The organism is Geodermatophilus sp. SYSU D00525, assembly GCF_054050475.1.
Genome location: NZ_JBJGZK010000020.1, coordinates 26,137 through 50,792, shown reverse-complemented (window position 1 = coordinate 50,792; position 24,656 = coordinate 26,137). Strand labels below are relative to the sequence as shown.

Genomic DNA, 24,656 nt, shown 5'->3' with positions numbered 1-24,656 from the left:
CGGGGTCGCGGCCTCAGTCGTGGACCGGCGCCTCGTGGCCGGCGTGCGCCTCGGCCTCGATCTGGAAGGTGCAGTGCGGGACGTCGAAGTGGTCTCCGAGGCAGGCGCACAGCGCGTCGAGGACCCGGCCGCCGTGCCCGGCGGCCAGCGCCTCGTCGGTGACGACGACGTGCGCGGACAGCACCGGCAGGCCCGAGGTGATCGTCCAGGCGTGCAGGTCGTGGACGCCGATGACGCCGGGCACCCCGAGGACGTGCGCGCGGACCTGGTCGAGGTCGACGTCGCGCGGCGCGGCCTCCAGCAGCACGTCGAGGGACTCGCGCAGCAGCGCCCACGCCCGCGGCAGCACCAGGCAGCCGATGAGCAGCGCGGCGATCGTGTCGGCCGGCGTCCACCCGGTGAGCGCGACGACGCCGGCCGCGACGAGGACGGCCACCGAGCCCAGCGCGTCGCCGAGCACCTCCAGGTGCGCACCGCGGACGGCGAGCGACCCCCGCCGGCCGCGGTGCAACAGCGTCAGCCCGGCGAGGTTGGCGGCCAGGCCCCCGGCGGCGACGGCGAGGACGACGCCGGAGGTGATCTCGGGCGGGTCGCCGATCCGCCGCACCGCCTCGACGAGGACGAACACCGCGACGCCGGCCAGCAGCAGCCCGTTGGCCACCGCGGCGAGGATCTCCACCCGCTGCCAGCCGAAGGTGCGCCGCCCGCGGGCCGGGCGCTGCGCCAGCGTCACCGCCCCGAGGGCGAGGCCCACGCCGAGCGCGTCGGTGGCCATGTGCCCGGCGTCGGCGAGCAGGGCGAGCGAGCCGGAGACGACCGCGCCGACGAGCTCGGCGACGAGGACGGCGAGGGTGAGCCCGAGGACGACCGCCAGCCGCCCCCGCGAGGCCGCCGCCGCGGTGGCGTGCGCGTGCCCGTGCCCGGCTCCCATCGGCCCACCTCCCCCTCCAGTGTCCTCCGACGCACACGCGCCCCCTGCCCGGAGCTGCCGGGAGGGGGGCGCGTGTCCCGTGACGTGCTGGAACGGCCACCCTCCAGGGTCCGCGCCGTGCTCGCGAGGCGTGGGGAGGAAGGGTGGTCCTTCGTCAGATCGCGACGCCGCGGTCCCGCAGCCACGGGATCGGGTCGATCCGCTCGCCATCGATGCCGCCGACGTGCACCTCGAAGTGCAGGTGCGGGCCGGTCGACTGCCCGCGGTTGCCCAGCAGCGCGATGGTGTCGCCGGCGCGGACCACCTGGCCGGGCTGCACGAGGATCTCCTCCATGTGCCCGTAGACGGTGACGTCGCCGTTCTCGTGCTGGACGTACACCGCCAGGCCGAAGCCGCTGGCGGGGCCGGCCTCGAGGACGACGCCGTCGGCGGCCGCGTACTCCGGCGTGCCGATGGGCGCGGCGAGGTCGATGCCGGCGTGCAGCGTGCCCCAGCGCGCGCCGAAGCCGCTGGTGAGCCGTGCCCCGCTGACCGGGAGCACGGTCCTGGGCCGGGCGGCCTCGGCGGCCGCGGCCGCGGCGGCCTCCTGGGCGGCGCGGTCGGCGTCGGCCTGCGCCTGCGCCGCGGCGGCCTCCCCGGCCTCGCGGGCGTTGCGGCTGGCGGTGACCGCGCCGAGCAGGGTGGCGTCCGAGCGCAGGGTCGCGACCTCGGCGGCCGCGGGGAGGTCCTGGTCGGCGATGCCCAGCTCCTCGGCGACGCTCACCGAGGAGCTGACCGCCTCCGGGCCGTCGGCCTGGGCGACGCGGTCGCCCACGGAGAAGGAGCCGATGCCGACCGCGCCGACCAGCGCGGCGGCGAGGTAGAAGGCGGGCCGGCGGCGCGGCAGCCGCAGCAGCCGGGCCATCGCCCGGTGCCGGCCGTGGCCGGCGACCACGGTGACCGGGACCCGCTCCTCGCCGGCGTCGGCCTCCTCGGGCCCGTCGGCGGCGGCCTCGTCGGTGCCGGCGGCCGCGACGGCGGCCAGCGCCTGGGCGTCGGCGGCCTCGACGAGCTCGGCGGCGTCGGCGACCGCGAGGACCTCGGCGGGCTCGGCGGCCTCGTCGGCCTCGGGAGCCCCAGCGGGCTCGTCCCCGGCGACCACGACGGTGCGGGCCTCGAGGCCGGGCACCGGGGCCGCGGGGGCGGGCGCCGGCTCGGCGGTCGCCTCGGGAGAGGTCCGCGGCGACGGCGTGGGCCGCGGCCGGGGGCTCGGACGGCGGGCGGGGCGGGACTCGGGTCGGGACTCGGTGCGGTCCCCGCTCGGCGACGTCTCCCCCTGACGTCGGTGCGGGGTGGGCCGCGGGGCCGTCTTCGCGGCGCCGGCGGGTCGCCGGTCGGGCGACGCTGCCGCTGCCTTGCGGAGGGGTGCGCCGGCCGCGGGCTTCGCGGCCGTCCCTCCGTCGAGGAGGCGGTCCGGGTGGAGCTCGGTCATGCACCTGACTTCCGTCGGGGACAGGGACGTCGTGCTGCGCCCGGGGGAGCGGGCGGGGCCCATGTAAACACGCCGTGACCGTTACGTGATCTGCAGACCTGGGTATGGAGGTCCGGATGTGTGGCATGGGTCACTGAGCTGCACGGTTGTCATTCGACGATGCGTCGAACCGATGTGACGGAGAGTGATCAACACGCCGGTTGAGCGTTGAACGAGGGGCGAGGAGGCCCACACCGGGCACGAGGCCCCTGGACAGGCCGATCGACGCCGCTTCCGGCCGACGACCCGAGGAGAGGATCTCGTGCGCGCAGTGACCTGGCACGGACGTGCCGACGTACAGGTGGACACCGTCCCCGACCCGACGCTGCAGGAGGACACCGACGTCGTCGTCGAGATCACCTCGAGCGGCATCTGCGGGTCCGACCTGCACCTGATCGAGGTGATGGCGCCGTTCATGAGCAAGGGCGACGTCATGGGGCACGAGCCGATGGGCGTCGTCCGCGAGGTCGGCTCCGCGGTGACGGCGGTCAAGCCCGGCGACCGCGTCGTCGTGCCGTTCAACATCTCCTGCGGGACCTGCTGGATGTGCTCGCAGGGCCTGCAGTCGCAGTGCGAGACCACGCAGAACCGCGACCAGGGCTTCGGCGCCTCGCTGTTCGGCTACACGAAGCTCTACGGGCAGGTGCCCGGCGGCCAGGCCGAGTACCTGCGGGTGCCCTTCGGCAACACGCTGCCGATCAAGGTCCCGGACGGCCCGCCGGACGACCGCTTCGTCTACCTCTCCGACGTCCTGCCCACCGCCTGGCAGGCGGTGCAGTACGCCGCGACGCCGCCCGGCGGCACGCTGCTGGTGCTCGGGCTCGGGCCGATCGGCGACATGTGCACCCGGATCGCCCACCACCTGGGCATCGAGGACGTGTACGCCTCCGACGTCGTCCCGGAGCGGCTGGAGCGGGCCACCGCCCGCGGCACGCACGTCATCCGCTCCACGAAGAAGGACGACGTCGTCCGGCAGATCCAGGACGCGACCGCCGGCCGCGGCGCCGACGCGGTGATCGACGCCGTCGGCATGGAGGCCCACGGCTCGCCGCTGGCGCAGATCGCGCAGAAGGCGACCGCGGTCGTCCCGGACGCGATCATGGAGAAGGTCATGCAGGTCGCCGGCATCGACCGGCTGGCCGCGCTGAACACCGCCATCGACGCGGTCCGCCGCGGCGGCACCATCTCGCTGTCCGGCGTCTACGGCGGCGCCACCGACCCGCTGCCGCTGATGCGGATGTTCGACAAGCAGATCCAGCTGCGGATGGGCCAGGCCAACGTGTGGCGCTGGGTGCCCGACATCCTGCCGCTGCTGGTCGACGGCGACCCGCTCGGCGTCGACGACTTCGCCACCCACCGGGTGCCGCTGGAGCGGGCGCCGCAGGCCTACGCCGACTTCCGCGAGAAGAAGGACGGCGCGGTCAAGGTGCTGCTGCAGCCCTGACCCGGGTGTGAGCACACCCACCGGCCGCGCGGGGCATGTCCCGCGCGGCCGGTGCCTTCCCTCCCTGTAGGACCAGCACGGACGACGACGTCCGCACGCCCCGCCACGTCCGCCGTCGTCCCTCCTGGAGTCCTCCCGTGCCCCGCGGTCTGCTCGCCCTCGCCATCGGCGCCTTCGGCATCGGCACCACCGAGTTCGTCGTCATGGGCATGCTGCCCGAGATCGCCGGCGGCCTCGGCGTCTCGGTGTCCGCCGTCGGCCTGCTCATCTCCGCCTACGCCGCCGGCGTCGTCATCGGCGCACCCACGCTCACCGCGCTCGGCGTGCGGTTCTCCCCGCGCCAGACGCTGGTCGCGCTGATGGTCGTGTTCGTCGTCGGCAACGCGCTGTCGGCCGTGGCGCCCACCTACGAGACCCTGGCCGCGGCGCGGGTGCTGACCGCGCTGGCGCACGGGTCGTTCTTCGGCGTCGGCGCGGTGGCCGCGCGGCGGCTTGTCCCGCCGGAGCGGGCCACCCAGGCGATCTCGCTGATGATGGTCGGGCTGACGCTGGCCAACGTGGTCGGCGTCCCGCTCGGCACGTTCGTCGCCCAGCAGCTGAGCTGGCGGCTGGTGCTCGGCGCGATCGCCGGCATCGGGCTGGTCACCATCGCCGGGCTGCTGGCCTGGCTGCCCGCCGGCACCGGGGAGCGCGGGGACCTGCGCGCCGAGCTGGCCGCCTTCCGCCGTCCCCAGGTGTGGCTGGTGCTCGGCCTGACGATGGTCGGCTTCGCCGCGCTGTTCGCCGTCTACAGCTACGTCAGCCCGATCCTCACCGACCTGGCCGGTCTGCCCGAGGGCTGGGTGACGCCGGTGCTGGCGCTGTTCGGCGTCGGCACCACCGTCGGCACGCTGGCCGGCGGCCGCCTCGGCGACCGGTTCGGCTGGACGTTCGTCGTCGTCGGGTTGCTCGCCACCGCGCTGCTGCTGGCCGCCTTCGCCTTCCTCGCCCGCACCCCCGCGGCCGCCGTCGTCCTGCTGGTGCTGTTCGGCACGGTCGCCTTCGCGATGGGCCCGGTCGTGCAGAACGGGGTGATCGTGGCCGCGCGGGTCTCCGGCGGCAGCCTGGTGTCGGCAGCCAACCAGGCCGCGTTCAACGTGGCCAACGCGGTGGGCGCCGCGCTGGGCGCGCTGGTCATCTCCCTCGGCCTGGGCTACACCGCGCCGATGTGGGTGGGCGCGGGCCTGGCGCTCCTGGGCAGCGGCCTGGCGCTGGTCGCCCGGCGGGCCGACCGGCGCGAGACCGCGCGGGTGACCGCCGACGTCGGCCGGTGGCACGCGGAGGTCGGCAGCCGGCTGGCCGCCTGAGGGTTCCCCCGGGCTCCCCGGGTAGGGAGCGGGCATGACGACGACCACGGCCGAGAGGTCGGGACAGTTCGCGCTCGGGGACCGCACGGTCAACCGCATCGGCTACGGCGCGATGCAGCTGGCCGGCCCGCACGTCATGGGCCCGCCGGCCGACCGCGAGGCCGCCGTCGCCGTCCTGCGCCGGGCGGTGGAGCTGGGCGTGGACCACGTCGACACCAGCGACTACTACGGCCCGCACGTGACCAACGAGGTCATCCGCGAGGCGCTGCACCCCTATCCGGAGCAGCTCACGATCGTCACCAAGGTCGGTGCCCGGCGGACGCCGGACGGCGCGTGGCCCGAGGCCCTCTCCCCCGAGGAGCTCAAGCAGGCCGTGCACGACAACCTCGACCACCTCGGCGTCGACGTGCTCGACGTGGTGAACCTGCGCATGCCCGGGTTCGACGCACCGGTGGAGCGCTCGCTGGCCGAGCCGTTCGAGGCGCTGGCGGAGTTGCAGCAGCAGGGGCTGGTCCGGCACCTGGGCGTGTCCAACGTGACGACGCAGCAGCTCGCCGAGGCGCGGTCGATCGCGCCGGTGGTGTGCGTGCAGAACCACTACAACCTCGTGCACCGCGCCGACGACCCGATGCTCGACGCGCTGGCCCGCGAGGGCGTCGCCTACGTGCCCTACTTCCCGCTCGGCGGGTTCACGCCCCTGCAGTCCGCGGCGCTGGAGACGGTGGCGCGGCGGCTGGAGACCACGCCGATGCAGGTGGCGCTGGCCTGGCTGCTGGCCCGCTCCCCCAACGTCCTGCTCATCCCGGGGACGTCGTCGGTGGCGCACCTGGAGGAGAACCTCCAGGCGGGCGCGCGGGTGCTCGGGCCGCTGGAGATGCAGGAGCTCGACCGCATCGGCGGCACCGGCGAGCCCGACGTCGACCTCTGACCCGGCGGGGAGCGGCAGGAACGGCCGTTCCTGCCGCCTAGGGCTGGGCGGCGGAGGTGACCAGCTGGTCGACCGCGGCCTCGAGCACCGCGCGGGTGGCGGCGGTGTCGCGGTCGACCAGCCAGGTCGTCGTCGCACCGTCGACCACGGTGACCAGCAGCCGGGCGAGCTCGGGCACCGGCCGCCGCCAGGTGGCGCCGGTCGCGGCGGCGGCCTCCTCCAGCAGCCGGGTCGCCGCCGCGGTGTAGGCGCGGTACTGCGCCGCGGCCACCGGCCGCAGCTCCGGGTCGCGCACCGCGTGCAGGGTGAGCTCGAGCATCAGCGCCTCGGCGCCGGGCTCGCGCTCCAGGTGGTCGAGGTAGCCGGCGGCGGCCGCGCGCAGGCAGCCGGCCAGGCCCGCGGCCGGGTCCAGGGCGGCGGAGGCGGCGGCCAGCTCGCGGCCGACCACGCGGGTCACCAGCTCGCGCAGCAGCTCGTCGCGCGAGGAGAAGGCGTAGTGGAAGGCGGCCAGCGGCATGCCGGCCTCGGCGACGACCGCGCGGGTGGTGCCGGCGGCCAGGCCGTCCCGGGCCATCACCCGCAGCGCCGCCTCCACCAGGGCGGCGCGCCGCTGCGCGGCCGGCAGCCGCGGCACCTCAGGCCTGCCCGGCGGGCTGCCCGGCCGGGCCGAGGACCCGGGCGAGGTGGGTGTTGGTGAACACCCCGGCGGGGTCCAGCCGCTCGCGCAGCGCGGCGAACTCGCCGAACCGCGGGTACCGCTGCGCCAGCGCCGCGGCGTCGAGGCCGTGCTCCTTGCCCCAGTGCGGGCGCCCGCCGGCGGCCAGCGCGATCGCCTCGAACGCGGCGAAGTACCCGCCGGGCTCGCTGCGGGCGGGCACGTGGACGGCGACGTAGGCGGTGTCGCGGCCGTACGCCGTCGACAGCGGGACGTCGTCGGCGGCGGCGACCCGCACCTCGACCGGGAACGGCACCCGGTGCGGGCCGGCGTCGACCACCCGTCGCAGCTCCGCCAGCACGGCCGGGGCGGCGTCCCGCGGGAGGGCGTACTCCATCTCGCGGAACCGCACCCGCCGGCGGGAGACGAAGACCCGGTGCGCGACGTCGGTGTACGTGCGGGCGCCCAGCGCCCCGGCGGAGAACCGCGCCAGCGGCGGCACCAGCGCGGGCACCCGGTGGCCGGCCGCGACGACGGCGGCGAGGCCGGCGTTGGCGAGCACCTCGTCGTCCCAGAACGCCCGCGCCCGGCCCGGCGGCGCGACCTCCTCCAGCGGCACCCGGGTGTTGCGCAGGGTGCGGCACCGGTCGGTGTGCGGGAACCAGTAGAACTCGACGTGGTCGGTGGAGGACGTGAAGCCGGCGAAGTCGGCCAGCAGGTCCGGCAGCGCGGCGGTGCCCTCCTCGGCGCGCAGGGCGAACGCCGGCACCGCCTGCAGGGTCACGGTGCTCAGCACGCCGAGGGCGCCCAGGCCGACCCGCGCGGCGGAGAGGACGTCGGGGTTCTCGTCCGGCGCGCAGCGCAGCACCGTCCCGTCGGCGGTGACCAGCTCCAGCGCGCAGACCTGCGTGGCCAGCCCGCCGAACCGGGCGCCGGTGCCGTGGGTGCCGGTGGAGATCGCGCCGGCGACGGTCTGCCGGTCGACGTCGCCGAGGTTGGTCAGCGCCCAGCCGCGGGCGGCCAGCTCCGCGTTCAGCCGGTGCAGCGGCATGCCGGCCTGCACGGTGACCAGCCCGGCGTCGTCGACGCCGACCAGGTCCGCGTGCCGGTCCAGCGCCAGCGCGACGTCCTCCGGGCGGCCGACGCCGGTGAACGAGTGGCCGCTGCCCAGCGCGGTGACCCGGCGCCCTGCCGCGGCGGCGTCCCGCACCGCGGCGGCGATCTCCCCGGTGCCCGCCGGGTGCACGACGGTCACGCCGTCCGCCCGCTGGTTGCCGGCCCAGTTGCGCCAGGTGCCCACGCCGCCTCCTCCGTCGTGCGCGGCAGCGTCCCGCTCGCGCCGGACCGGGTCAAGTGACTGGGACGCTTGACCCGGTCGGCGGTCCGCGAGGATGCTGCCGCGCCATGACCTCCCCGGCCGCAGCCCGGGCCCGGCTGGACCGGGCGACGGCGGACCTCGACCCGCCGCTGGGCATCCTGGACCTCGACGCGCTCGACGCCAACGCCGCCGACCTGGTGCGCCGCGCCGCCGGGCGCCCGGTCCGGGTGGCGAGCAAGTCGGTGCGCAGCCGCGCGGTCCTGCGGCGGGTGCTGGCCCGCCCCGGCTTCGCCGGCGTGCTCGCCTACACGCTGGCCGAGGCGCTCTGGCTGGCCGGCGGCGACGACCCGGTGTCCGACGACGTCGTCGTCGCCTACCCCTCGGTGGACCGCGCGGCGCTGCGCCGGCTGGTGGCCGACCCCGCGCTCGCCGCGCGGGTGACGCTGGTGGCCGACTCCCCCGACCACCTCGACGCCGTCGACGCGGTGGCGCCGCCCGGGTCGCGGCCGCCGGTGCGGATCTGCCTGGACCTCGACGCGTCGCTGCGGGCCGGGCGGGTGCACGTCGGGGTGCGCCGGTCGCCGGTGCACGACCCCGCGGCCGCCGCGGCGCTGGCCCGGGCGGTGTGCGACCGGCCCGGCTTCGCCCTGGTCGGGCTCATGGCCTACGAGGCGCAGGTCGCCGGCGTGCCGGACGCGCCGCCCGGGCGCCCGCTGCGCGGCCTGGCGGTGCGCGGGGTGCAGGCGCTGTCGGTGCGGGAGCTGACCGGGCGCCGCGCCGCCGCGGTGGCCGCCGTCTCCGCCGTCGCGCCGCTGGCGTTCGTCAACGGCGGCGGCACGGGGAGCCTGGAGCGGACCGCGGCCGACCCGTCGGTCACCGAGGTCGCCGCGGGCTCGGGGCTGTACCAGCCGACGCTGTTCGACGGGTACCGCGCCTTCCGCGGCCGGCCGGCGCTGCTGTTCGCGCTGCCGGTGACCCGCCGGCCCGCCCCCGGGACGGTGACCGTCGCGGGCGGCGGGTGGATCGCCTCCGGGCCGCCCGGCGCCGACCGGCTGCCGCGCCCGGTCCATCCCGCGCGGCTGCGGGTGCTCGGCACCGAGGGCGCCGGGGAGGTGCAGACGCCGCTGCGCGGCCCGGACGCCGACGGGCTCGCCGTCGGGGACCGCGTCTGGTTCCGGCACGCCAAGGCCGGCGAGGTGTGCGAGCACGTCGAGGTCCTGCACACGCTGGCCGGGGACCGCCTCGCCGGCGCCGTCGCCACCTACCGCGGCGAGGGCCGGGCCTTCGGCTGAGCCCCGTACTCGCAGGTGTCGATCGTCGGGTCGTCGCCGCTCGCGCCGGCGCGCCCGCGCGTGCCTGCGGCGAGAACTCGGTGACCGACCGCCCGACCAGCCCCCGGGCGGCAGGGACGGCCCTTTCTGCCGCCCCCGGGAGCCGCGTCAGTCGGCGTCGTTGGCGAGCAGGGCGCGGGCCTCGGCGGCCTCGTCCTCGGTGAGCCCGCCCGAGCCGTCGGGGTGGTCGACCTGGGCGTCGATCCAGCGCCGGTGCGCCTCCCACGCCGACTGCCGGGTGGCGCCCAGCGCCCGGCCGATCTGCGCCCAGGACGCCCCGGTGGCCCGCGCCGTCCGGACGGTGAGCTGACGCCCCTGCGCCGCTCGCCGGGCGACCACCTCGCCCAGCGCCAGGAGCTCCAGCGCCTCCTCGCGGGTCAGCGGCCGGGGGCCGGCCGGGTCGTCGGGGTCGGCCAGCGAGTCGCGGGTGCGCAGCTCGTCGTAGCGGCGGACGGCGCTGGCGAGGGTGTGCCGTCGTTCGAGGTCGTCGACGTCCATGACCCAGCGTCCGTCAGGCTCCCCTGACAGTCAAGGAGACCTGACGGCCGGACGGCGCCGGCGGGACGGGTGGTGCTCCTGCGGCGGCTGGGATGCCTCCGGGCGTTTTCGGATCGCGATCGGGTGCGGTCCGGCCGAAGAACGACACGGTCTCGATCCGAATCCACCCAGCCCTCGCGAGGAGCCGTTCCGTGTCCCACCCCCCGCAGGCGCCGTACCAGCAGCCCTACGCTCCGGTCCAGCCGCCGTACGTCCCCCAGCAGAAGGGCGCCGGCCTGGCCGTCGCGTCGATGGTCCTGGGGATCATCGCGCTGCTGCTGAGCTGGGTGCCGATCGTCAACAACGTCGCCGCTGTGATCGCCGTCGTCGGCCTGGCGCTGGGCATCCCCGCGCTGCTGCGCGCCCGTCGCGGCACCCACCGGGGCAAGGGCCTGTCGATCGCCGGCCTCGTCACCTCGGTGGTGGCCATCGCCGTGGTGTTCGCGACGCAGGCCTTCTACGCCAGCGTGATCGACGAGGTCGCCGACAGCCTCGACGAGGACCTCGGCAGCGCCGCCCCGTTCGACGGCGCGACGTCGGAGCTGCTGGAGTCCGCCCCCGAGGAGGCCGCCCCGGCCGACGAGGTCGTGCCGCTGGGGGTCCCGGCCCAGGTCGGCGACTACCTGGTCACCGTGGACGCCGTGGAGCTCGACGCCGACGAGTCCGTGCTCGCCGCGAACGAGTACAACGAGCCGGCCACCGGCCAGTACGTGCTCACCCAGCTGACCGTCACCTACACCGGTACGACGGAGGGCATGCCCGGCTTCGACCTGACCACCGTCTTCCACGGTTCCGACGCCCGTCAGTACAGCGACTCCGAGTGCATGGCCGTCCTCGCCGACGACGCCATGGACACCCCCACCCTCAACCCGGGGGGCTCGGACACGTTCGAGTTCTGCATGGACGTGCCGCCGGCCGCCGTCGCGGGCGGTCAGCTGTCCGTCGAGCCGACGATGAGCTTCGACTCGGACGACCGCGTCTTCTACGCCCTCCCGTAGCCCCACGCCGCGCGTTCCCGGCCGGACCTCCCACGACGGAGGTCCGGCCGGTTCCGTTCACGGGTGCTCAGCGGGCTCGGACGACCCGGGTCTCGTCGAACACCGGCTCGGCGGACTCGTACACCCGCCCGTCGGCGCCGAAGACGAGGAACCGGTCGAAGGAGCGGGCGAACCAGCGGTCGTGGGTCACCGCGAGCACGGTGCCGTCGAACGCGGCCAGCGCCTCCTCCAGCGCCTCGGCGGAGAGGACGTCGAGGTTGTCGGTGGGCTCGTCGAGCAGCAGCAGCGTGGCGCCGGACAGCTCCAGCATCAGCACCTGCAACCGCGCCTGCTGCCCGCCGGACAGGGTCCGGAACGGCTGGTCGGCGGCGTCGGTGAGCCCGTAGCGGCGCAGCACCGCCATGGCCCGCCCCCGGTCGACGCCCGGCCGGCCGGGTTCCCCGTGCCACAGCAGGTCCACCGGCGTCCGGTCCTGCCACTCCGGGTGCGCGTGGGTCTGGGCGAAGGAGCCGGGGGCGACGCGCGCCCCGAGCCGCCAGGCCCCGGTGTGGGCGACGTCCTGGCCGGCCAGCAGCCGCAGGAAGTGGGACTTGCCCGCGCCGTTGGCGCCGAGGACGCCGACCCGCTCGCCGTACCGGACCTCCAGGTCGAACGGCTGCATGAGGCCGGTCAGCTCCAGCTGCTCGGCCACGACCGCGCGCACGCCGGTGCGCCCGCCGCGCAGCCGCATCGTCACCTGCTGCTGCGGCGGCCGGTCCGGCGGCGGCCCGGCCGCCTCGAACTTCGCCAGCCGGGTCTGCATCGCCCGGTACCGCGAGGCCATGTCCGGGGAGTTGGCCGCCTGCTGCTGCAGCGTGCGGACCAGCTCCACGAGGCGCTCGTGCTCCTCCTCCCAGCGGCGGCGCAGCTCGGCCATCCGCTCGTGTCTCGCCTCGCGGGCCTCGGGATAGGAGGACCACCCGCCGCCGTGCACCCACGCCGTCCCGCCCTCGACGGTGACCACCCGGTCGGCCACGGTGGCGAGCAGCTCGCGGTCGTGGCTGACGAACAGCACCGTCTTGCGGGTCTCGAGCAGCCGCTGCTCCAGCCACCGCTTGCCGGGGACGTCGAGGTAGTTGTCCGGCTCGTCCAGCAGCAGCACCTGCTCGGGCCCGCGCAGCAGCGCCTCGAGTGCGAGCCGCTTCTGCTCGCCACCGGACAGCGTGGACAGCTCGCGGTACTTGCACCGGTCGTAGGGGACGCCGAGCGCCGCGACGGTCACCGTGTCCCAGGTGACCTCGGCGTCGTAGCCGCCGGCGTCGCCCCACTGCGCGAGCGCGTCGGCGTAGGCGAGCTGCGCGGGCTCGTCGTCGGTCTCCATGAGGGTCAGCTCGGCGGCGTCGAGGGCGTCCCAGGCCGCGCGCACCGCGGGCGCGGAGAGGTCGACGAGGAAGCGCTGGACGGTGGTGTCGTCGCGCACCGAGCCGATGAACTGCCGCATGACGCCGAGGCCGCCGCTGCGGGCCACGGTGCCTGCCTCGGGCACCAGGTCACCGGCGACGATCCGCAGCAGCGTCGTCTTGCCCGCGCCGTTCTCGCCGACCAGCGCCGCGCGGGCGCCCTCGCCGATCCGGAACGAGACGTCGTCCAGCAGCACCCGGCCGCCCGGCAGCGTGTGCCGGACCCCGCTCACGTCGACGTAGCCCACCCCGACATCGTCCGGGGCCGGGCAACCGGATTCGGCGGGTCCCCCTCAGCCGACGGACTGCAGGCGGGTCCGGGCCAGGCGCTCCACCATCTCCGGCAGCGCGGTCACCGGGACGCCGCTGAGGTCCTGCCGGCACATGCGGACGACGTTGCCGACGACCTGGGGTCGCAACCGCGTGCCGAACTCGTCCACCAGCCGGGTGACGGCCTGCTCGACGCTGGGGTCGGAGAGCTGCTCGATCGAGGTCATGGGCGCGCGGGACTCCTCGTTCGGTCCGTGCGGGGAAGTGCGTCCACCGTGGCGGCTGGGACGGGTGTGATCCAGGGACCTAGGTCCCCGGCCGAGGACGGATCCGGCGTGTCGGTCAGGACGCGAAGAAGGTGTTGCCGCCCGAGGACGTGACCGCGGCGGCGTCACGCACCAGCGCGGACAGCTCCGCCTCGTCGACCCGGTCGAGCGAGGTGAACCGGATGCAGCTCTTCCCGCAGGACACCCGCCCCAGCCGCGCGGCGCGCGCCTCGGGCAGGTACTCGCCGCCGACGACGGCGCAGACGTACAGCGACAGGTGGCGCTTCTGCGCGGCGAGGGCGACCAGCGGCCAGCGGGTGGTCTCCCTCGCCGACCGCGGCCGGTAGGGCAGCAGGCCGTAGCCGAGCACGCGTCCCGACCCGGCCGGCACGAGTTCGCGGTCCAGCCCGGGCGCGGCCTCGCGGACCAGGGCGTCGACCCGGCGCAGCTCCGCCTCGCGCGGCCCGGCCGCGGCGAACCACTCCTCGATGGTGTCGGTCACGGACCGGACGCTAGCGCCGCGGGCCGACAGGTCCGGGCGGTCGGCGTCCCCAGAGCAGGGTGTCCAGCGCGGTGCCGTCGGGCGTCTCCCGGCGGACCTGCTCGAGCCGGTCGACGTCGAGCAGGGCGGCCACCGGGGCCAGCCGCCGGGTGCTGTGCAGGATCGCCGGGTCCTGCGGCCCGCCGACGCCCGCGGTCACGTTCTCGGCGTCGTGCCCCAGCAGCAGGAACCGCCCGCCGGGACGCAGCCAGCCGACGGCCCGGCGGAGCAGGCCGGTCATCGGCGGGTCCGGCAGGTGCAGATAGGCGACCAGCACCAGGTCCAGGGAGCCGGGCGGTGGCGACCAGGTGGTCGCGTCGGCGGTCACCCAGGTGACCCGGTCGGCGTCCGGCTGCGCCCGCCCGCGGGCCAGGCCGGTGGCCGAGAAGTCGACGGCGGTCGCGCGCCAGCCGCGCCGGGCGAGCCACAGTGCGTGCCGCCCCTCCCCCGCGGCCAGGTCGACGGCGTCCCCCGGCGGCAGTTCCCCCACGAGGGCGGCGACCAGCGCGTTGGGCTCCCCCGACCACTGCTGCCGCTCGGCGTAGCGCGCGTCCCAGTCCTCGGCCTGCACGGGCCGGAGTGTGGCAGCGACGACGTGCGCGCCGCCCGGGCCGGGGTCAGGGTGGGCGGGTGAACACCCTCCGGCTGGTCCGCTTCGAGCCGGAGCACCTGCCCGCCGTCACGCCGTGGTTCGACGACGACGAGACGCGGCGGCGACTGGGCGGCCGCGAGTGGCCGGTGCGGGAGATCGCGCTGCGCAGCACGCGGTGGACCGACGAGTTCCGCGGGCGCCGGTTGCTGCGCAGCCACTCCTTCGTCGCCCTCGACGACACCGGCCGCCCGGTGGCCCAGATCGGCGGGGACGTCTACGACCGGTGGACGACGTGGGACCCGGTCGCCGAGCGGGTCCTCGCGGCCGACACGCGCCGCACGATGGGCGTGGCCTACGTCGTCGACCCGGCCTGCCGGGGGCGCGGCCGCGGCAGCGCGGCGCTCCGGGCGCTGGTGGCCGCGCCCGAGACCGCCGACGTCGAGCAGTTCGTGCTGGGCATCGAGCCGGACAACGCGGCGAGCCTGCGGGTGGCCGCCGCGGCCGGGTGCACGCCGCTGACCACGGAGCCCGACGCCGAGGACATGGTCTACCTGCACCTGGAGCGCTGACCGGCGCGGGGCCGTGGCCGAGGATGGCCCCGTGCCCCCACACGTCTCCGACCCCGACGACCTCGTGCTGCACGGCCTCCGGGTGCTGGGCTTCGCCTCGCCGGGGCGGATCGCGGCCCGCTTCGGGCTCGACCGCGACGAGGTCGAGGACCGGCTGCTCGGGCACGCCACCCGGGGCTGGGTCACCCACACCCGCTTCGCCGACAGCGCCGGGTGGTCGCTGACCGAGGAGGGCCGGGCCGAGGACGGGCGGCGGATGGGCGCGGAGCTGGAGCTGACCGGCGCGCGGGACGTGGTCACCGAGGCCCACGGCCGGTTCGTCCCGTTGAACCGCAGGTTCGGCAAGGTCTGCACCGACTGGCAGCTGCGGCCGACCCGCACCGAGCCGATGGCCGCCAACGACCACACCGACTGGAGGTGGGACGAGCGGGTGCTCCGGGCGCTGGGCACGCTCGGCCGCGACCTGGCCGCGGTGACCGACCCGCTGGCCCGCTGCCTGCAGCGCCTGGACGGCTACTCCGACCGCTACGCCGCCGCGCTCGCCCGGGTCGACCGCGGCGAGCGGCACTGGGTGGACTCCCCCGAGGTCGACTCCTGCCACACGGTGTGGATCCAGCTGCACGAGGACCTGCTCGCCACCCTGGGGATCGAGCGCGGGCAGGACGCCTGACGGTCACCCCCGGCTGGCACGCTCCCGGCATGACGACGGTGACGCCCCGCGAGGTCGCGCTGCTGCGCCTGGTGGCCCAGCGGGTGGCCGGGACGCCGTTCCCCGACGCGGCGGCGGCGGTGCGGGCGCTGGGCGCGGTGCAGGGCCAGGACCTGCCCGGCGCGCTGACGTCGGTGGCGCTGCGCACCGCCGGCCGCTCCCGCGCGGGGGTCACCGCGGCCCTCGACGCCGGCAGCGTCGTCCGCTCCTGGCCGATGCGCGGGACGCTGCACCTGGTCGCCGCCGAGGACCTGCACTGGATGCTCGAGCTGCTCGGCGGGCGGGCGCTGGCGGGCGCGGCGAAGCGGCGGGCCGTCGTCGGGCTGACCGAGGAGGGCCTCGAGCGCTCGCGGGAGGTCGCCGTCGCCGCGCTGACCGGCCGGCGGCGGCTGGGCCGGCAGGCGCTGCTGGCCGCGCTGACCGACGCCGGCTGCGACGTCGCGGGCCCGAAGGGCTACCACACGCTCTGGTACCTCTCCCAGACCGGGACGCTGGTCCTCGGCCCCACCGACGACGGCGACCAGGCGTTCGTGCTGCTCGACGAGTGGGTGCCCGCGCCGCGCCGCCTGGACCGCGAGGGGGCGCTGGCCGAGCTCGCGCTGCGGTTCTTCACCGGGCACGGGCCGGCCACGGTCGCGGACCTGGTGCGCTGGGCGGGCACGACGGTCCGCGACGCCCGCGCGGGCCTCGCGTCGGTGCGGGACCGGCTGGCCACGGTCGACGTCGGCGGCACCGAGGCCCACCTCGACCCGGAGACCCCGGAACGGCTGGCCGCCTGCCGCGCCGACGCCGAGGGGCTGCACCTGCTGCCCGGGTTCGACGAGGTCGTGCTCGGCTATGCCGACCGCAGCTGCACGGTGCCGCCCGAGTTCGCCGACCGGATCGTGCCCGGCGGCAACGGGGTGTTCCGGTCCACCGTCGTCTGCGGCGGGCAGGTGGTCGGCACCTGGCGGTGGACCGGCAAGGGCGCGAAGCGGGTCGCGACCGCCGAGCCGTTCACCGCCTTCCCCGACGGTGTCGCCGAGCGCGTGCCGGAGCTCGCCGCCGCCCTCCCCTGAGCGCCCGAGGTGCTCCGGCGCCGCTGGGAGGCGACCACCGCGCCGCCGGGGAAGGCTGGGCGCATGGAGTACGTGCGCCTGGGCGCCACCGGCCTGGAGGTCTCGCGGATCTGCCTCGGGATGATGAGCTTCGGCGAGCCCGGGCGCGGGATGACGCCGTGGAGCCTGCCCGAGGACGAGGCGATGCCGCTGGTCCGCAAGGCGCTCGAGGCCGGCGTCACCTTCCTCGACACCGCCAACGTCTACTCGGCCGGCTCCAGCGAGGAGATCACCGGGAAGGCGATCCGCGAGTTCACCACCCGCGACGACGTCGTCCTGGCCACCAAGGTGCACGGCCGGATGCGCCCGGGGCCCAACGGCGGCGGGCTGTCCCGCGTCGCGATCCTGCGCGAGCTCGAGGCGAGCCTGCGCCGGCTGCAGGTGGACCACGTCGACCTCTACCAGATCCACCGCTGGGACCCGGCCACGCCGGTCGAGGAGACGCTGGAGGCGCTGGACTCGGCCGTGCGCAGCGGCAGGGTCCGGTACCTGGGCGCGAGCAGCATGTGGGCCTGGCAGTTCGGCAAGGCGCTGCACCTGGCCGGCGAGCGCGGCTGGCACCGGTTCGTGTCGATGCAGGACCACTACAACCTGCTCAACCGCGAGGAGGAGCGGGAGATGCTCCCGCTGTGCGCGGACCAGGGCATCGGCGTCATCCCGTGGAGCCCGCTGGCCCGCGGCCGGCTGACCCGCGACTGGGACGAGACGACGCACCGCTCGGAGAACGACGCGTTCGGCGGCCGCCTCTACGACGAGTCCAGTGACCGCGCGATCGTCGAGCGGGTGGCCGAGGTGGCCCGCGAGCGCGGCGTCCCGCGGGCGCAGGTGGCGCTGGCCTGGCTGCTGGCCAAGCCGGTGGTCACCGCTCCGATCGTCGGCGTCACCAAGGCCGCGCACCTCGACGACGCCGTCGCCGCGGTCGACCTGCGGCTCACCGACGAGGAGGTCGCCCGCCTCGAGGAGCCGTACCGCCCGCACGCCGTCGCCGGCTTCTGAGCCGCCGGTACTCGCGCAGCACGAGCGCGGTCAGCAGCAGGTCGAGGCCGCCCGCGGCCCACATCCCCCACGAGCCCCGGTCCACCGCCAGGTACACCTCGTAGACGCCGAACACCCCGAGCACGGCGGCGGCGACCGGGTAGGCGGGCCGCGCCTCGCGCAGCAGCGCGACGACGAGGCCCAGCTTCACCAGGCCGTGCAGGGTCAGGTAGACGACGGCGAAGGTCCGGTCGGCGCCGAGCGCGGCCTCGCCGGCGAGGACGCGCCCGGCCAGGGCGCCGTCCGGGCTGCCCAGCAGGTGGTGCCCGACCACCCCGCGGGTCAGGCCGTCCAGCGCGCGGGGGCCCGCCGCCAGCAGCGCCAGGCCCGCCAGCAGCTCCGTCGCGCCGTCGAGTCCCTTGACGAACAGCGCGGCGCGCAGCAGCCGGTCGGTGGTCGTGCCGGGCATGGTCCCGGAGCCGGCCGGGGCGCGTCCAGGGACCGGGATCACGCCCGCGGCGCCCGGCCGGGCCCGGGGAGCGCGGCGACGATGGGCGGGTGACCGCCGTCCGCCCGCTCCTCGGCCCGCCGGTCCCCCCGCTCCGGGCGCTGTGGCGGGCCGGCGGGCGCCGCGGGGTGACCGCCGCGGCCTGCCTCGTGCTGACCCTGGCCGCCGGCACGGCGCTGGGGCGCCCGGACCTGGGCTCGGCGGCGGGCCTGGCGTCGTTCACCGCGGTCTACGGCCACGCGCTGCCCTACCGCCGCGGCGCGGGCGTGGTCGCCGTCGTCGGGGTGGTGCTCGTGGCGAGCAGCACCCTGGGCGCGCTGGCCGGCGGGCACCCGGTCGCGCTGGTGCTCGCCTGCGCGGCGCTGACCGCGGCGGCCACGGCGGCGGGCGTCGTCTGGCGGGTCGGCCCGCCCGGCCCGCTGGGCGTCGTCCTGGTGGCCGGCGGCTCCAGCGCGCTCGGCACCCCCCTGGACGGGCTCGGCGCGCACACCCTCGCCGCCGCGGCCGGCGCGGCGCTGGCCTGGGCCGGCTGCATGCTGCCCTGGCTGTGGGACCCGGCCGGCCCCGAGCGCCGCGCGCTGGAGGCGGCCGAGGCGGCGGTGGGCGGCGCCCCGGCCGGGGCGGCCCGGGCGGTGCGCCTGGCCGACGTCGCGGTCCGCGGCGGCAGCGCCCGCGGCGACGGCCGGCTGCGCGCTCGCCTCGACGACGTCGAGCGGCGGTTCCTCGCCGCGCTGCCCGCTCCGCCCCCGCCGGCACTCGCGCCGCCCCTCGACCCCGCACCGCCGCGGTGGTGGCACGCCCCCGCCGCCGCGACCGCGCTGCGCCTCGGCGCCGGGTCGGCCGCCGCCGGCCTGGCCGCCGTCGCCCTCGGCCTGTCCAGCCCCTACTGGGCCGTGACGACGGCGGTCGCGGTGCAGATGGGCACCGACGCCCGCGCCACCCGCACCCGGGGGCTGCAGCGCGCGGTCGGCACCGCCCTCGGCGTGCTGGTCGCGGGGCTGCTGGTCGCGCTGGACCCGCCGGTCGGCGTCGCCGTCGCGCTGGCCGGGGTGCTGCAGCTGGCCGTCGAGCTGCTCGTCGCCGCGCAGTACGTGCTCGCGGTCTCCTGCATCACCCCGCTGGCGCTGCTGCTGGTGCACCTGGGCAACCCGACGCTGTCCGCCGGGCAGCTGGTCACCGAGCGGCTGGCCGAGACCGGCGTCGGCGTCGTCCTCGCGCTGGCGGTCGGGCTGTCGCTGCTGCCCCGCGCGTCGAGCCGGCGGCTGCCCGCCGCGGTGCGGGAGGTGACCGCCGCGGCGGCCGCGGGCGACGACCGCCGGCTGCACGCCGCGCTCGACCACCTGGCCGAGGTGTCGGCCGCCGCCCGGGCCGAGCTGCTGCCCACCCCGGCGCTCACCGCCCGGGTGCACGCCGCTCGGGTCGTGGCCGACCTCGGCTGGGGCCTGCTCGGCGCCCGCGCCCGGGGCGACGACGCCGTGGCCGCCGACCTCGGCCGCCGGCTCGCCGCGTCCTAGCCCGCGAGCTCCTCGAGGTCGTCGAGCACCAGCCCGGCGCCCAGCGGGCCCAGGCCGAGGAACCAGCGGTCGTCGTCCACCGCGACCGCACGCCCCCCGGCGACCGCGGGGATCGACCCCCACAGCGGCCCGGCGGTGACCTGGTCGGCCGCCGTCACGCCGTCGGCCCCGTACGCGCCGTAGAAGAGCAGGTCGCCGTCGGCCCGGGGCACCTGCTCGGGCGAGACCTCGACGAAGGTCTCCGCCGTCCGCTGCAGCTCCGGCCGGGCGAAACCGACCTCGGCCAGCACCGACCCGATGAACGAGCCCTCGCCGTAGAGGCGGATCAGCGTGCCGTCGAGGAAGCGGACGACGCTCACCTCGGTCTGCGCCGGGTCGCCGTAGAGGCCGCCGATCTCCTCGGCCCGCGCGGCGAACCCGTCGAGCAGGTCCTGCGCCTGCTCCTCGCGGCCGAGGGCCTCGCCGGCGAGCAGCAGGTTCTCCTGCCAGCTCTCGCCGATGGCCTCGGCGAACACCGTGGGGGCGATCTGCGCGAGCTGGTCGTAGACGTCGGCGTGGCGCACGGAGTTGGACAGGATCAGGTCCGGCTGCAGCGCCGCGATCGCCTCCAGGTCGGGCTCGGCGATCGTGCCGACGGCGGCGATGTCGGCGGGGTCGACGCCGGCCTCCGCCACGAACCCGGGCAGCTCGTCGCTGACGTCGGTGCGGACCGCGCCCACCGGGGTCACGCCGAGGGCGAGGGTCGCGTCGAGCTCACCGGTGTCGAGGACGACGACCCGCTCGGGGGTGCCGACGACCTCGGTCTCCCCCATCGCGTGCTCGACCGTGCGCGTCTCCGCCGCGGGCGCCGCCGCGGCCACGGGATCGGTGTCCGCGCACCCCGTCAGCAGCGCCGCCGCCAGCAGCCCGCCCGCCGTCGTCCCGGTGACCCGCCGGCCCGTCTCTCCCCAGAGCACCCTTGCCCTCCTCCCGGCGCCGGACCACCCGGCTCCGGGAAGGAACTTAGGACAGCCTTTCCTCAGTCGAGCGGGCGGGTCAGCCCTTCCGCTCGACCAGGAAGACGGGGATCTCGCGGTCGGTCCTCTGCTGGTACTCGGCGTAGGGCGGGTAGGCGGCCACCGCGCGCTCCCACCACTCGGCCCTCTCCGCGCCGGTGACCTCGCGGGCGACGCCGTCCCAGGGCTCCGGGCCGTCCTGCACGGTCACCTGGTCGGGGTGCCTGCGCAGGTTGGCCACCCAGGCCGGGTCCTTCGGCGCCCCGCCCTGCGAGCCCACCATCGCGTACACGCCGTCCTTCTCCACCCGCATGAGCGGCTGCTTGCGGACCTTCCCGGTGGTCGCCCCCCGGGTCGAGAAGACGACGACCGGCAGACCGGTGTCGAGCAGCGTGTTCGCCTCGCGCCCGCCGGTCGCCTCGTAGCGCTCGACCTGGTCGCGGACCCACTGCTGCGTGCTCGGCTCGTACTCACCCTCCAGCGGCATGTCCCGACCGTAGGTCGGCACGCCCCGCCCCGCCGCCTACCGGGCGTCGACGGTGTGCGGGACGAAGAAGCTGAGGTTGTCGGTGATCAGCCCGTCGCTCTCGCGGATGCCCAGGCCCGCGGGCTCGCCGTCGACCACCCAGGCGCCGAGCACCGGGTGGTGCGGCCCGTCGACACCGGCGAAGTCCGGCAGCGGCGCGAACTCCTGGACGACGAACCCCTCGGTGCCGTAGCGGCCGGGCATCGCGGTGACCACCTGCCCCCCGCGGACGACCTGCACGTTCGCCCCCTCGCGGCCCCACAGGGGCTTGCGCACGTAGTCCCGCCACGACGAGGGCATCTCGTCGGCGAAGTAGGCCGGCAGCAGGTACTGCCCGAGCACCGGGTCGCTCCCGAACAGCTGCCACAGCACCGGCAGCAGCGCCTTGGTGCTCCACAGCATCTTGTAGACCGGCTCGACCCAGGTGGTGCCGCCCGGGCGGGCGGCGTCGGCGAGGACGGCCGCGCCGAACTCGTCGTCGACCAGCCACTCCCAGGGGTAGAGCTTGAAGACGACGTCGAGGTGGCGGCCGGCGGGGTCGTAGAAGCGGCCGTCGCCGGAGTCCAGCGCGACGTCCTCCACCAGGACCTCCACCGCCTCGTAGCCGGCCTGGACGACGGTGTCCATGAGGTAGGCGACGGTCATCCGGTCCTCGCCGGAGGTCTCCGCGCTGGTCCACGCCAGGTGCACCCGCGGTCGCACCCCGGTGCGCCGCTCCCAGCGGGTCAGGTTGCGCTGCCAGGCGGCGACCAGCCTCTCGTGCAGCGCGTTCCACTGGTCGCGGCCCTGCCCGGTGAACAGGTGCCAGTTCCACTGGGTCACCGCCGCCTCGACCAGGCCGGTCGGGGTGTCGGCGTTGAACTCCAGCAGCTTCGGCGGGCCCTCGCCGTCGTAGCGCAGGTCGAAGCGGCCGTACACGCTCGGCGGCTCGGCCTCCCAGGAGGCGCGGATGCCGGAGCGGGCGATCAGCGGGATGCCCATCCGGTCGAACAGGTCGTGCTCGATGACGTGGTCGCCGGCGGCGACGCACATCTCGAACAGCTGGGCGACGGCGCTCTCGAGCCGCTCGACCTCCGCGGCGGTGAAGTCGTAGTACGGGCCCTCGCGCCAGTAGCTGCGGACCTCACCGCCCGGCGTCGTCGTGCGGTTGTAGACCAGCCCCTGCGCCTCGACCTCGGCCTCCCAGCCGGGCCGGACGACGCCGCCCTCGACGCGCCGCACTCAGGAGCCCGAGCCGCCGCCGACGCCCGAGCCGATGCCGCCGGTCACCCGCTGGCCGGCGGACACCTTGCCGGTGGCGGGCAGCCCGTAGCGCTGGCGGGCCGCGGTGTCGGTGGGGTTGACGCGGGTGCCGCCGGCCGGCAGCACCGTGCCGACCGGCAGGCCGGGGCGGAAGGCGCCCAGGTAGAGGAAGAACAGCCCGGGACCGCGGTAGCCGTCGTCGCAGTAGTCCTCGTCGACGATCTCGCCGTCCTCGTTCGTGCAGTAGGCGACCTGCTCCTGGTCGTCGTCGGACCCGCAGCCGGCGAGGAAGCCGGTGGCGGCGGTGGCCAGCACCGTGGTGGTCAGGGCGCTGCGCACCCGGTTGCCGAACGCCATGGGCTCCTCCCCGCTCGATCGTCGGCCCGACCCTAGGTGCTGACCTGCGCAGGTGGCGTCCCCGGGCAGCGCGGACGGAGGTGTTCCACTAGCGTCCCGGGACGACCCCGCTGTCCCGGGAGGCCCGATGACCGCGAAGGAACCCGCCGAGGTCGCCAGGGTCGCGAGCGCGACCGGCGCCAAGAAGGTGCACCGCAGCTGGGACCGGGTGCTCGTGAGCGCCTTCCTCGCCGGCGCCTACATCTCCTTCGGCGCGCTGGTGGCGATCACCGTCTCCTCGGGCCTGGACGTCGGCACCTGGGGGACGCTGCCCACGCTGTTCATGGGGGCGGCCTTCACCCTCGGCCTCGTGCTGGTGCTCATCGCCGGCTCCGACCTCGCCACCGGCAACATGATGCTGGTCCCGCTCGGCGCGATGAACGGCAAGATCACCGGCGGCGACGTCGTCCGGAACCTGACGCTGGTGCTGCTGGGCAACCTGCTCGGGGCGCTGTTCGTCGCCTTCTTCCTCGCCGTCTCCACCGGGGTGATCGGCGACCCGGACAGCACCGGCAGCGCGGGGCTGACCTTCACCCGGCTGGCGGAGATCGCCGACGGCAAGACCCACCACACCGCGTGGGAGACGTTCCTGCGCGGCGTCGGGTGCAACTGGCTGGTGTGCCTCGCGGTGTGGATGTCGCTGGCGTCGACGAGCGTCTCGGGCAAGATCCTGGCGGTCTTCTTCCCGGTCATGGCGTTCGTCGCGATGGGCTTCGACCACGTCGTCGCCAACATGTTCTTCCTGCCGGCGGCGGTGTTCGCCGGCGTCGAGGGCGCGAACTGGGGCGACACCCTGACCAACTGGCTGCTGGCCGGCGCGGGCAACCTGATCGGCGCGGTCGTCTTCGTCGGGACGTCGTACTGGTACCTGTTCCTGCGCGAGGACCGCGACGCCGCCCCGCGCACCGGCGCCGAGCCCGCCGAGCGCGCCTGACCCCGCCTCCCTCCTCCCCGCGATCACGGCGCCGTGACCACGGTCGCGGGTCCCGGGACGGTCACGGCGCCGTGATCGCGGGCCCCTGACGCTCCGGTCGCGGAGCGCGGGGGCCGGTGGCACGGTCGGACGACGGCCGGCCACGGGGAGGACTGCAGCGGATGAGGTACAGGGAGGGCGGCGACCTCGACACGTCGTCGATCCAGGACCGGCGCGGACGCGGCGGGGGCCTGGGCGGGGGCCGCGGGCTCGCGGTCGGCGGCGGCGGGATCGGCCTCGTCGGGCTCCTGGTGATCGTGCTGTTCCAGGTCCTCGGCGGCAGCGGGGGCAGCGCCGGGGCCGGGCTCGGCGCGCTGTCCGGCGGCCTCGGCCCGGGCGAGACGGCCGACAACAGCGCCCTCGAGCAGTCCTGCGACGACAGCGGCGACGCGAACGACTCGGTCGAGTGCGCCGTCGTCGCCGACATCGACTCGATCCAGGACTACTGGTCGCAGACGCTCGGCGCGGACTACGTCCCCACCGACACGGTGTTCTTCTCCACCGAGACGCAGACGCAGTGCGGCGGCGCCACCAGCGGGTCGGGGCCGTTCTACTGCCCGGCCGACCAGCTCGTGTACATCGACCTCACCTTCTTCGACACGCTGCGCAGCCAGTTCGGCGCCGAGGGCGGCGCGTTCCCCAACGCCTACGTGCTCGCCCACGAGTACGGCCACCACGTGCAGAACCTGCTCGGCGCCAACCGCCAGGTGACCCCGGGCGAGACCGGCCCGACCAGCGGCACCGTGCGGCTGGAGCTGCAGGCCGACTGCTACGCCGGCGTGTGGGCCAACCACGCCGAGACGGTGCCCGACGAGTCCGGCGCCCCGCTGATCACCGAGATCACCCAGGACGACGTCGACGCGGCGCTGGACACCGCGGGCCGCATCGGCGACGACTTCATCCAGGAGAACCTCGGCGGCGGCACCGTGGACCAGGACACCTTCACCCACGGCTCCTCCGAGCAGCGCCGGCACTGGTTCCTGACCGGGTACGAGACCGGCGACCCGCGGCAGTGCGACACCTTCGCCACCGACGACCTGGGCTGA

At 76.2% G+C, this 24,656-nt stretch carries 26 protein-coding genes; 12 read left to right on the top strand and 14 right to left on the bottom strand.

Annotated features, from left to right (window positions below; genetic code table 11):
- Positions 1 to 13: 13 nt before the first annotated feature.
- Both ACI796_RS16390 and ACI796_RS16385 read right to left on the bottom strand, forming a co-directional pair.
- Positions 14 to 931 carry a cation diffusion facilitator family transporter gene (locus ACI796_RS16390; protein WP_456942291.1) on the bottom strand — a complete coding sequence of 306 codons (918 nt, stop codon included), beginning with the start codon at positions 929 to 931 and terminating at the stop codon, positions 14 to 16.
- Between the two features lie 154 nt (positions 932 to 1,085).
- On the bottom strand, positions 1,086 to 2,099 hold the full coding sequence (locus ACI796_RS16385; RefSeq protein WP_456942290.1) for a M23 family metallopeptidase: 1,014 nt from the start codon (positions 2,097 to 2,099) through the stop codon (positions 1,086 to 1,088).
- A 604-nt stretch (positions 2,100 to 2,703) separates the two neighbouring features.
- Here ACI796_RS16385 and ACI796_RS16380 point away from each other — a divergent pair.
- From ACI796_RS16380 to ACI796_RS16370, 3 genes are all read left to right on the top strand, one after another.
- Complete coding sequence (locus ACI796_RS16380) at positions 2,704 to 3,885, top strand: alcohol dehydrogenase catalytic domain-containing protein (protein WP_456942289.1); 1,182 nt, start codon at positions 2,704 to 2,706, stop codon at positions 3,883 to 3,885.
- 137 nt (positions 3,886 to 4,022) lie between these two features.
- Complete coding sequence (locus ACI796_RS16375; RefSeq protein ID WP_456942288.1) at positions 4,023 to 5,231, top strand: MFS transporter; 1,209 nt, start codon at positions 4,023 to 4,025, stop codon at positions 5,229 to 5,231.
- A 34-nt stretch (positions 5,232 to 5,265) separates the two neighbouring features.
- Positions 5,266 to 6,159 carry an aldo/keto reductase family oxidoreductase gene (locus ACI796_RS16370; protein WP_456942287.1) on the top strand — a complete coding sequence of 298 codons (894 nt, stop codon included), beginning with the start codon at positions 5,266 to 5,268 and terminating at the stop codon, positions 6,157 to 6,159.
- Between the two features lie 37 nt (positions 6,160 to 6,196).
- Here the strand turns inward: ACI796_RS16370 and ACI796_RS16365 are convergent, their stop codons facing one another.
- The gene (locus tag ACI796_RS16365; protein ID WP_456942286.1) at positions 6,197 to 6,793 is read right to left on the bottom strand and encodes a TetR/AcrR family transcriptional regulator; all 597 of its coding nucleotides are present in this window, start codon (positions 6,791 to 6,793) and stop codon (positions 6,197 to 6,199) included.
- 1 nt (position 6,794) lies between these two features.
- A complete protein-coding gene (locus ACI796_RS16360; protein WP_456942285.1) occupies positions 6,795 to 8,114 on the bottom strand; it encodes a D-arabinono-1,4-lactone oxidase in 1,320 nt (439 codons plus the stop codon).
- Positions 8,115 to 8,218: 104 nt separating this feature from the next.
- Between ACI796_RS16360 and ACI796_RS16355 the strand changes: the two genes are divergently transcribed.
- Positions 8,219 to 9,424: an alanine racemase gene (locus ACI796_RS16355; protein ID WP_456942284.1), complete on the top strand. Its 1,206-nt coding sequence runs from the start codon at positions 8,219 to 8,221 to the stop codon at positions 9,422 to 9,424.
- Positions 9,425 to 9,571: 147 nt separating this feature from the next.
- Here ACI796_RS16355 and ACI796_RS16350 read toward each other — a convergent pair whose 3' ends face one another.
- Positions 9,572 to 9,961 carry a hypothetical protein gene (locus ACI796_RS16350; protein ID WP_456942283.1) on the bottom strand — a complete coding sequence of 130 codons (390 nt, stop codon included), beginning with the start codon at positions 9,959 to 9,961 and terminating at the stop codon, positions 9,572 to 9,574.
- Positions 9,962 to 10,152: 191 nt separating this feature from the next.
- Here ACI796_RS16350 and ACI796_RS16345 point away from each other — a divergent pair, with 191 nt between their 5' ends.
- On the top strand, positions 10,153 to 10,998 hold the full coding sequence (locus ACI796_RS16345; protein ID WP_456942282.1) for a DUF4190 domain-containing protein: 846 nt from the start codon (positions 10,153 to 10,155) through the stop codon (positions 10,996 to 10,998).
- 67 nt (positions 10,999 to 11,065) lie between these two features.
- Here the strand turns inward: ACI796_RS16345 and ACI796_RS16340 are convergent, their stop codons facing one another.
- From ACI796_RS16340 to ACI796_RS16325, 4 genes are all read right to left on the bottom strand, one after another.
- The gene (locus ACI796_RS16340; protein ID WP_456942281.1) at positions 11,066 to 12,685 is read right to left on the bottom strand and encodes an ABC-F family ATP-binding cassette domain-containing protein; all 1,620 of its coding nucleotides are present in this window, start codon (positions 12,683 to 12,685) and stop codon (positions 11,066 to 11,068) included.
- A gap of 45 nt (positions 12,686 to 12,730) precedes the next feature.
- The gene (locus ACI796_RS16335; RefSeq protein WP_456942280.1) at positions 12,731 to 12,934 is read right to left on the bottom strand and encodes a three-helix bundle dimerization domain-containing protein; all 204 of its coding nucleotides are present in this window, start codon (positions 12,932 to 12,934) and stop codon (positions 12,731 to 12,733) included.
- Positions 12,935 to 13,049: 115 nt separating this feature from the next.
- Positions 13,050 to 13,475, bottom strand: a complete 426-nt coding sequence (locus ACI796_RS16330) for a DUF1801 domain-containing protein (RefSeq protein ID WP_456942279.1) — start codon at positions 13,473 to 13,475, stop codon at positions 13,050 to 13,052.
- A 10-nt stretch (positions 13,476 to 13,485) separates the two neighbouring features.
- On the bottom strand, positions 13,486 to 14,085 hold the full coding sequence (locus ACI796_RS16325; protein WP_456942278.1) for a class I SAM-dependent methyltransferase: 600 nt from the start codon (positions 14,083 to 14,085) through the stop codon (positions 13,486 to 13,488).
- A gap of 59 nt (positions 14,086 to 14,144) precedes the next feature.
- Here ACI796_RS16325 and ACI796_RS16320 point away from each other — a divergent pair, with 59 nt between their 5' ends.
- The 4 genes from ACI796_RS16320 to ACI796_RS16305 all read left to right on the top strand — a co-directional run bounded on the left by ACI796_RS16320 (position 14,145) and on the right by ACI796_RS16305 (position 17,477).
- Entirely contained in the window at positions 14,145 to 14,675 is a 531-nt protein-coding gene (locus ACI796_RS16320) for a GNAT family N-acetyltransferase (protein WP_456942277.1), read from the top strand.
- 31 nt (positions 14,676 to 14,706) lie between these two features.
- The gene (locus ACI796_RS16315; RefSeq protein ID WP_456942276.1) at positions 14,707 to 15,345 is read left to right on the top strand and encodes a hypothetical protein; all 639 of its coding nucleotides are present in this window, start codon (positions 14,707 to 14,709) and stop codon (positions 15,343 to 15,345) included.
- Positions 15,346 to 15,374: 29 nt separating this feature from the next.
- Entirely contained in the window at positions 15,375 to 16,442 is a 1,068-nt protein-coding gene (locus tag ACI796_RS16310) for a winged helix DNA-binding domain-containing protein (RefSeq protein WP_456942275.1), read from the top strand.
- Positions 16,443 to 16,505: 63 nt separating this feature from the next.
- Positions 16,506 to 17,477, top strand: coding sequence for an aldo/keto reductase (locus ACI796_RS16305; RefSeq protein WP_456942274.1), 972 nt, complete (start codon positions 16,506 to 16,508; stop codon positions 17,475 to 17,477).
- Here the strand turns inward: ACI796_RS16305 and ACI796_RS16300 are convergent.
- Positions 17,413 to 17,925 (bottom strand): DUF2127 domain-containing protein, encoded by a 513-nt coding sequence (locus tag ACI796_RS16300; protein WP_456942273.1) that lies wholly within the window; start codon positions 17,923 to 17,925, stop codon positions 17,413 to 17,415. The two genes, ACI796_RS16305 and ACI796_RS16300, sit on opposite strands and share 65 nt — an antisense overlap.
- A gap of 89 nt (positions 17,926 to 18,014) precedes the next feature.
- Between ACI796_RS16300 and ACI796_RS16295 the strand changes: the two genes are divergently transcribed.
- Complete coding sequence (locus tag ACI796_RS16295) at positions 18,015 to 19,478, top strand: FUSC family protein (protein WP_456942272.1); 1,464 nt, start codon at positions 18,015 to 18,017, stop codon at positions 19,476 to 19,478.
- Here the strand turns inward: ACI796_RS16295 and ACI796_RS16290 are convergent.
- The 4 genes from ACI796_RS16290 to ACI796_RS16275 form a co-directional block, all read right to left on the bottom strand.
- Complete coding sequence (locus ACI796_RS16290; protein ID WP_456942271.1) at positions 19,475 to 20,434, bottom strand: ABC transporter substrate-binding protein; 960 nt, start codon at positions 20,432 to 20,434, stop codon at positions 19,475 to 19,477. The two genes, ACI796_RS16295 and ACI796_RS16290, sit on opposite strands and share 4 nt — an antisense overlap.
- Before the next feature lie 79 nt (positions 20,435 to 20,513).
- A complete protein-coding gene (locus tag ACI796_RS16285) occupies positions 20,514 to 20,960 on the bottom strand; it encodes a nitroreductase family deazaflavin-dependent oxidoreductase (protein ID WP_456942270.1) in 447 nt (148 codons plus the stop codon).
- Between the two features lie 36 nt (positions 20,961 to 20,996).
- Complete coding sequence (locus tag ACI796_RS16280) at positions 20,997 to 22,220, bottom strand: glutathionylspermidine synthase family protein (RefSeq protein ID WP_456942269.1); 1,224 nt, start codon at positions 22,218 to 22,220, stop codon at positions 20,997 to 20,999.
- The gene (locus ACI796_RS16275; RefSeq protein WP_456942268.1) at positions 22,221 to 22,598 is read right to left on the bottom strand and encodes a hypothetical protein; all 378 of its coding nucleotides are present in this window, start codon (positions 22,596 to 22,598) and stop codon (positions 22,221 to 22,223) included.
- A gap of 127 nt (positions 22,599 to 22,725) precedes the next feature.
- Here ACI796_RS16275 and ACI796_RS16270 point away from each other — a divergent pair, with 127 nt between their 5' ends.
- Both ACI796_RS16270 and ypfJ read left to right on the top strand, forming a co-directional pair.
- Complete coding sequence (locus ACI796_RS16270) at positions 22,726 to 23,571, top strand: formate/nitrite transporter family protein (RefSeq protein ID WP_456942267.1); 846 nt, start codon at positions 22,726 to 22,728, stop codon at positions 23,569 to 23,571.
- A gap of 161 nt (positions 23,572 to 23,732) precedes the next feature.
- On the top strand, positions 23,733 to 24,656 hold the full coding sequence (gene ypfJ, locus ACI796_RS16265; protein ID WP_456942266.1) for a KPN_02809 family neutral zinc metallopeptidase: 924 nt from the start codon (positions 23,733 to 23,735) through the stop codon (positions 24,654 to 24,656).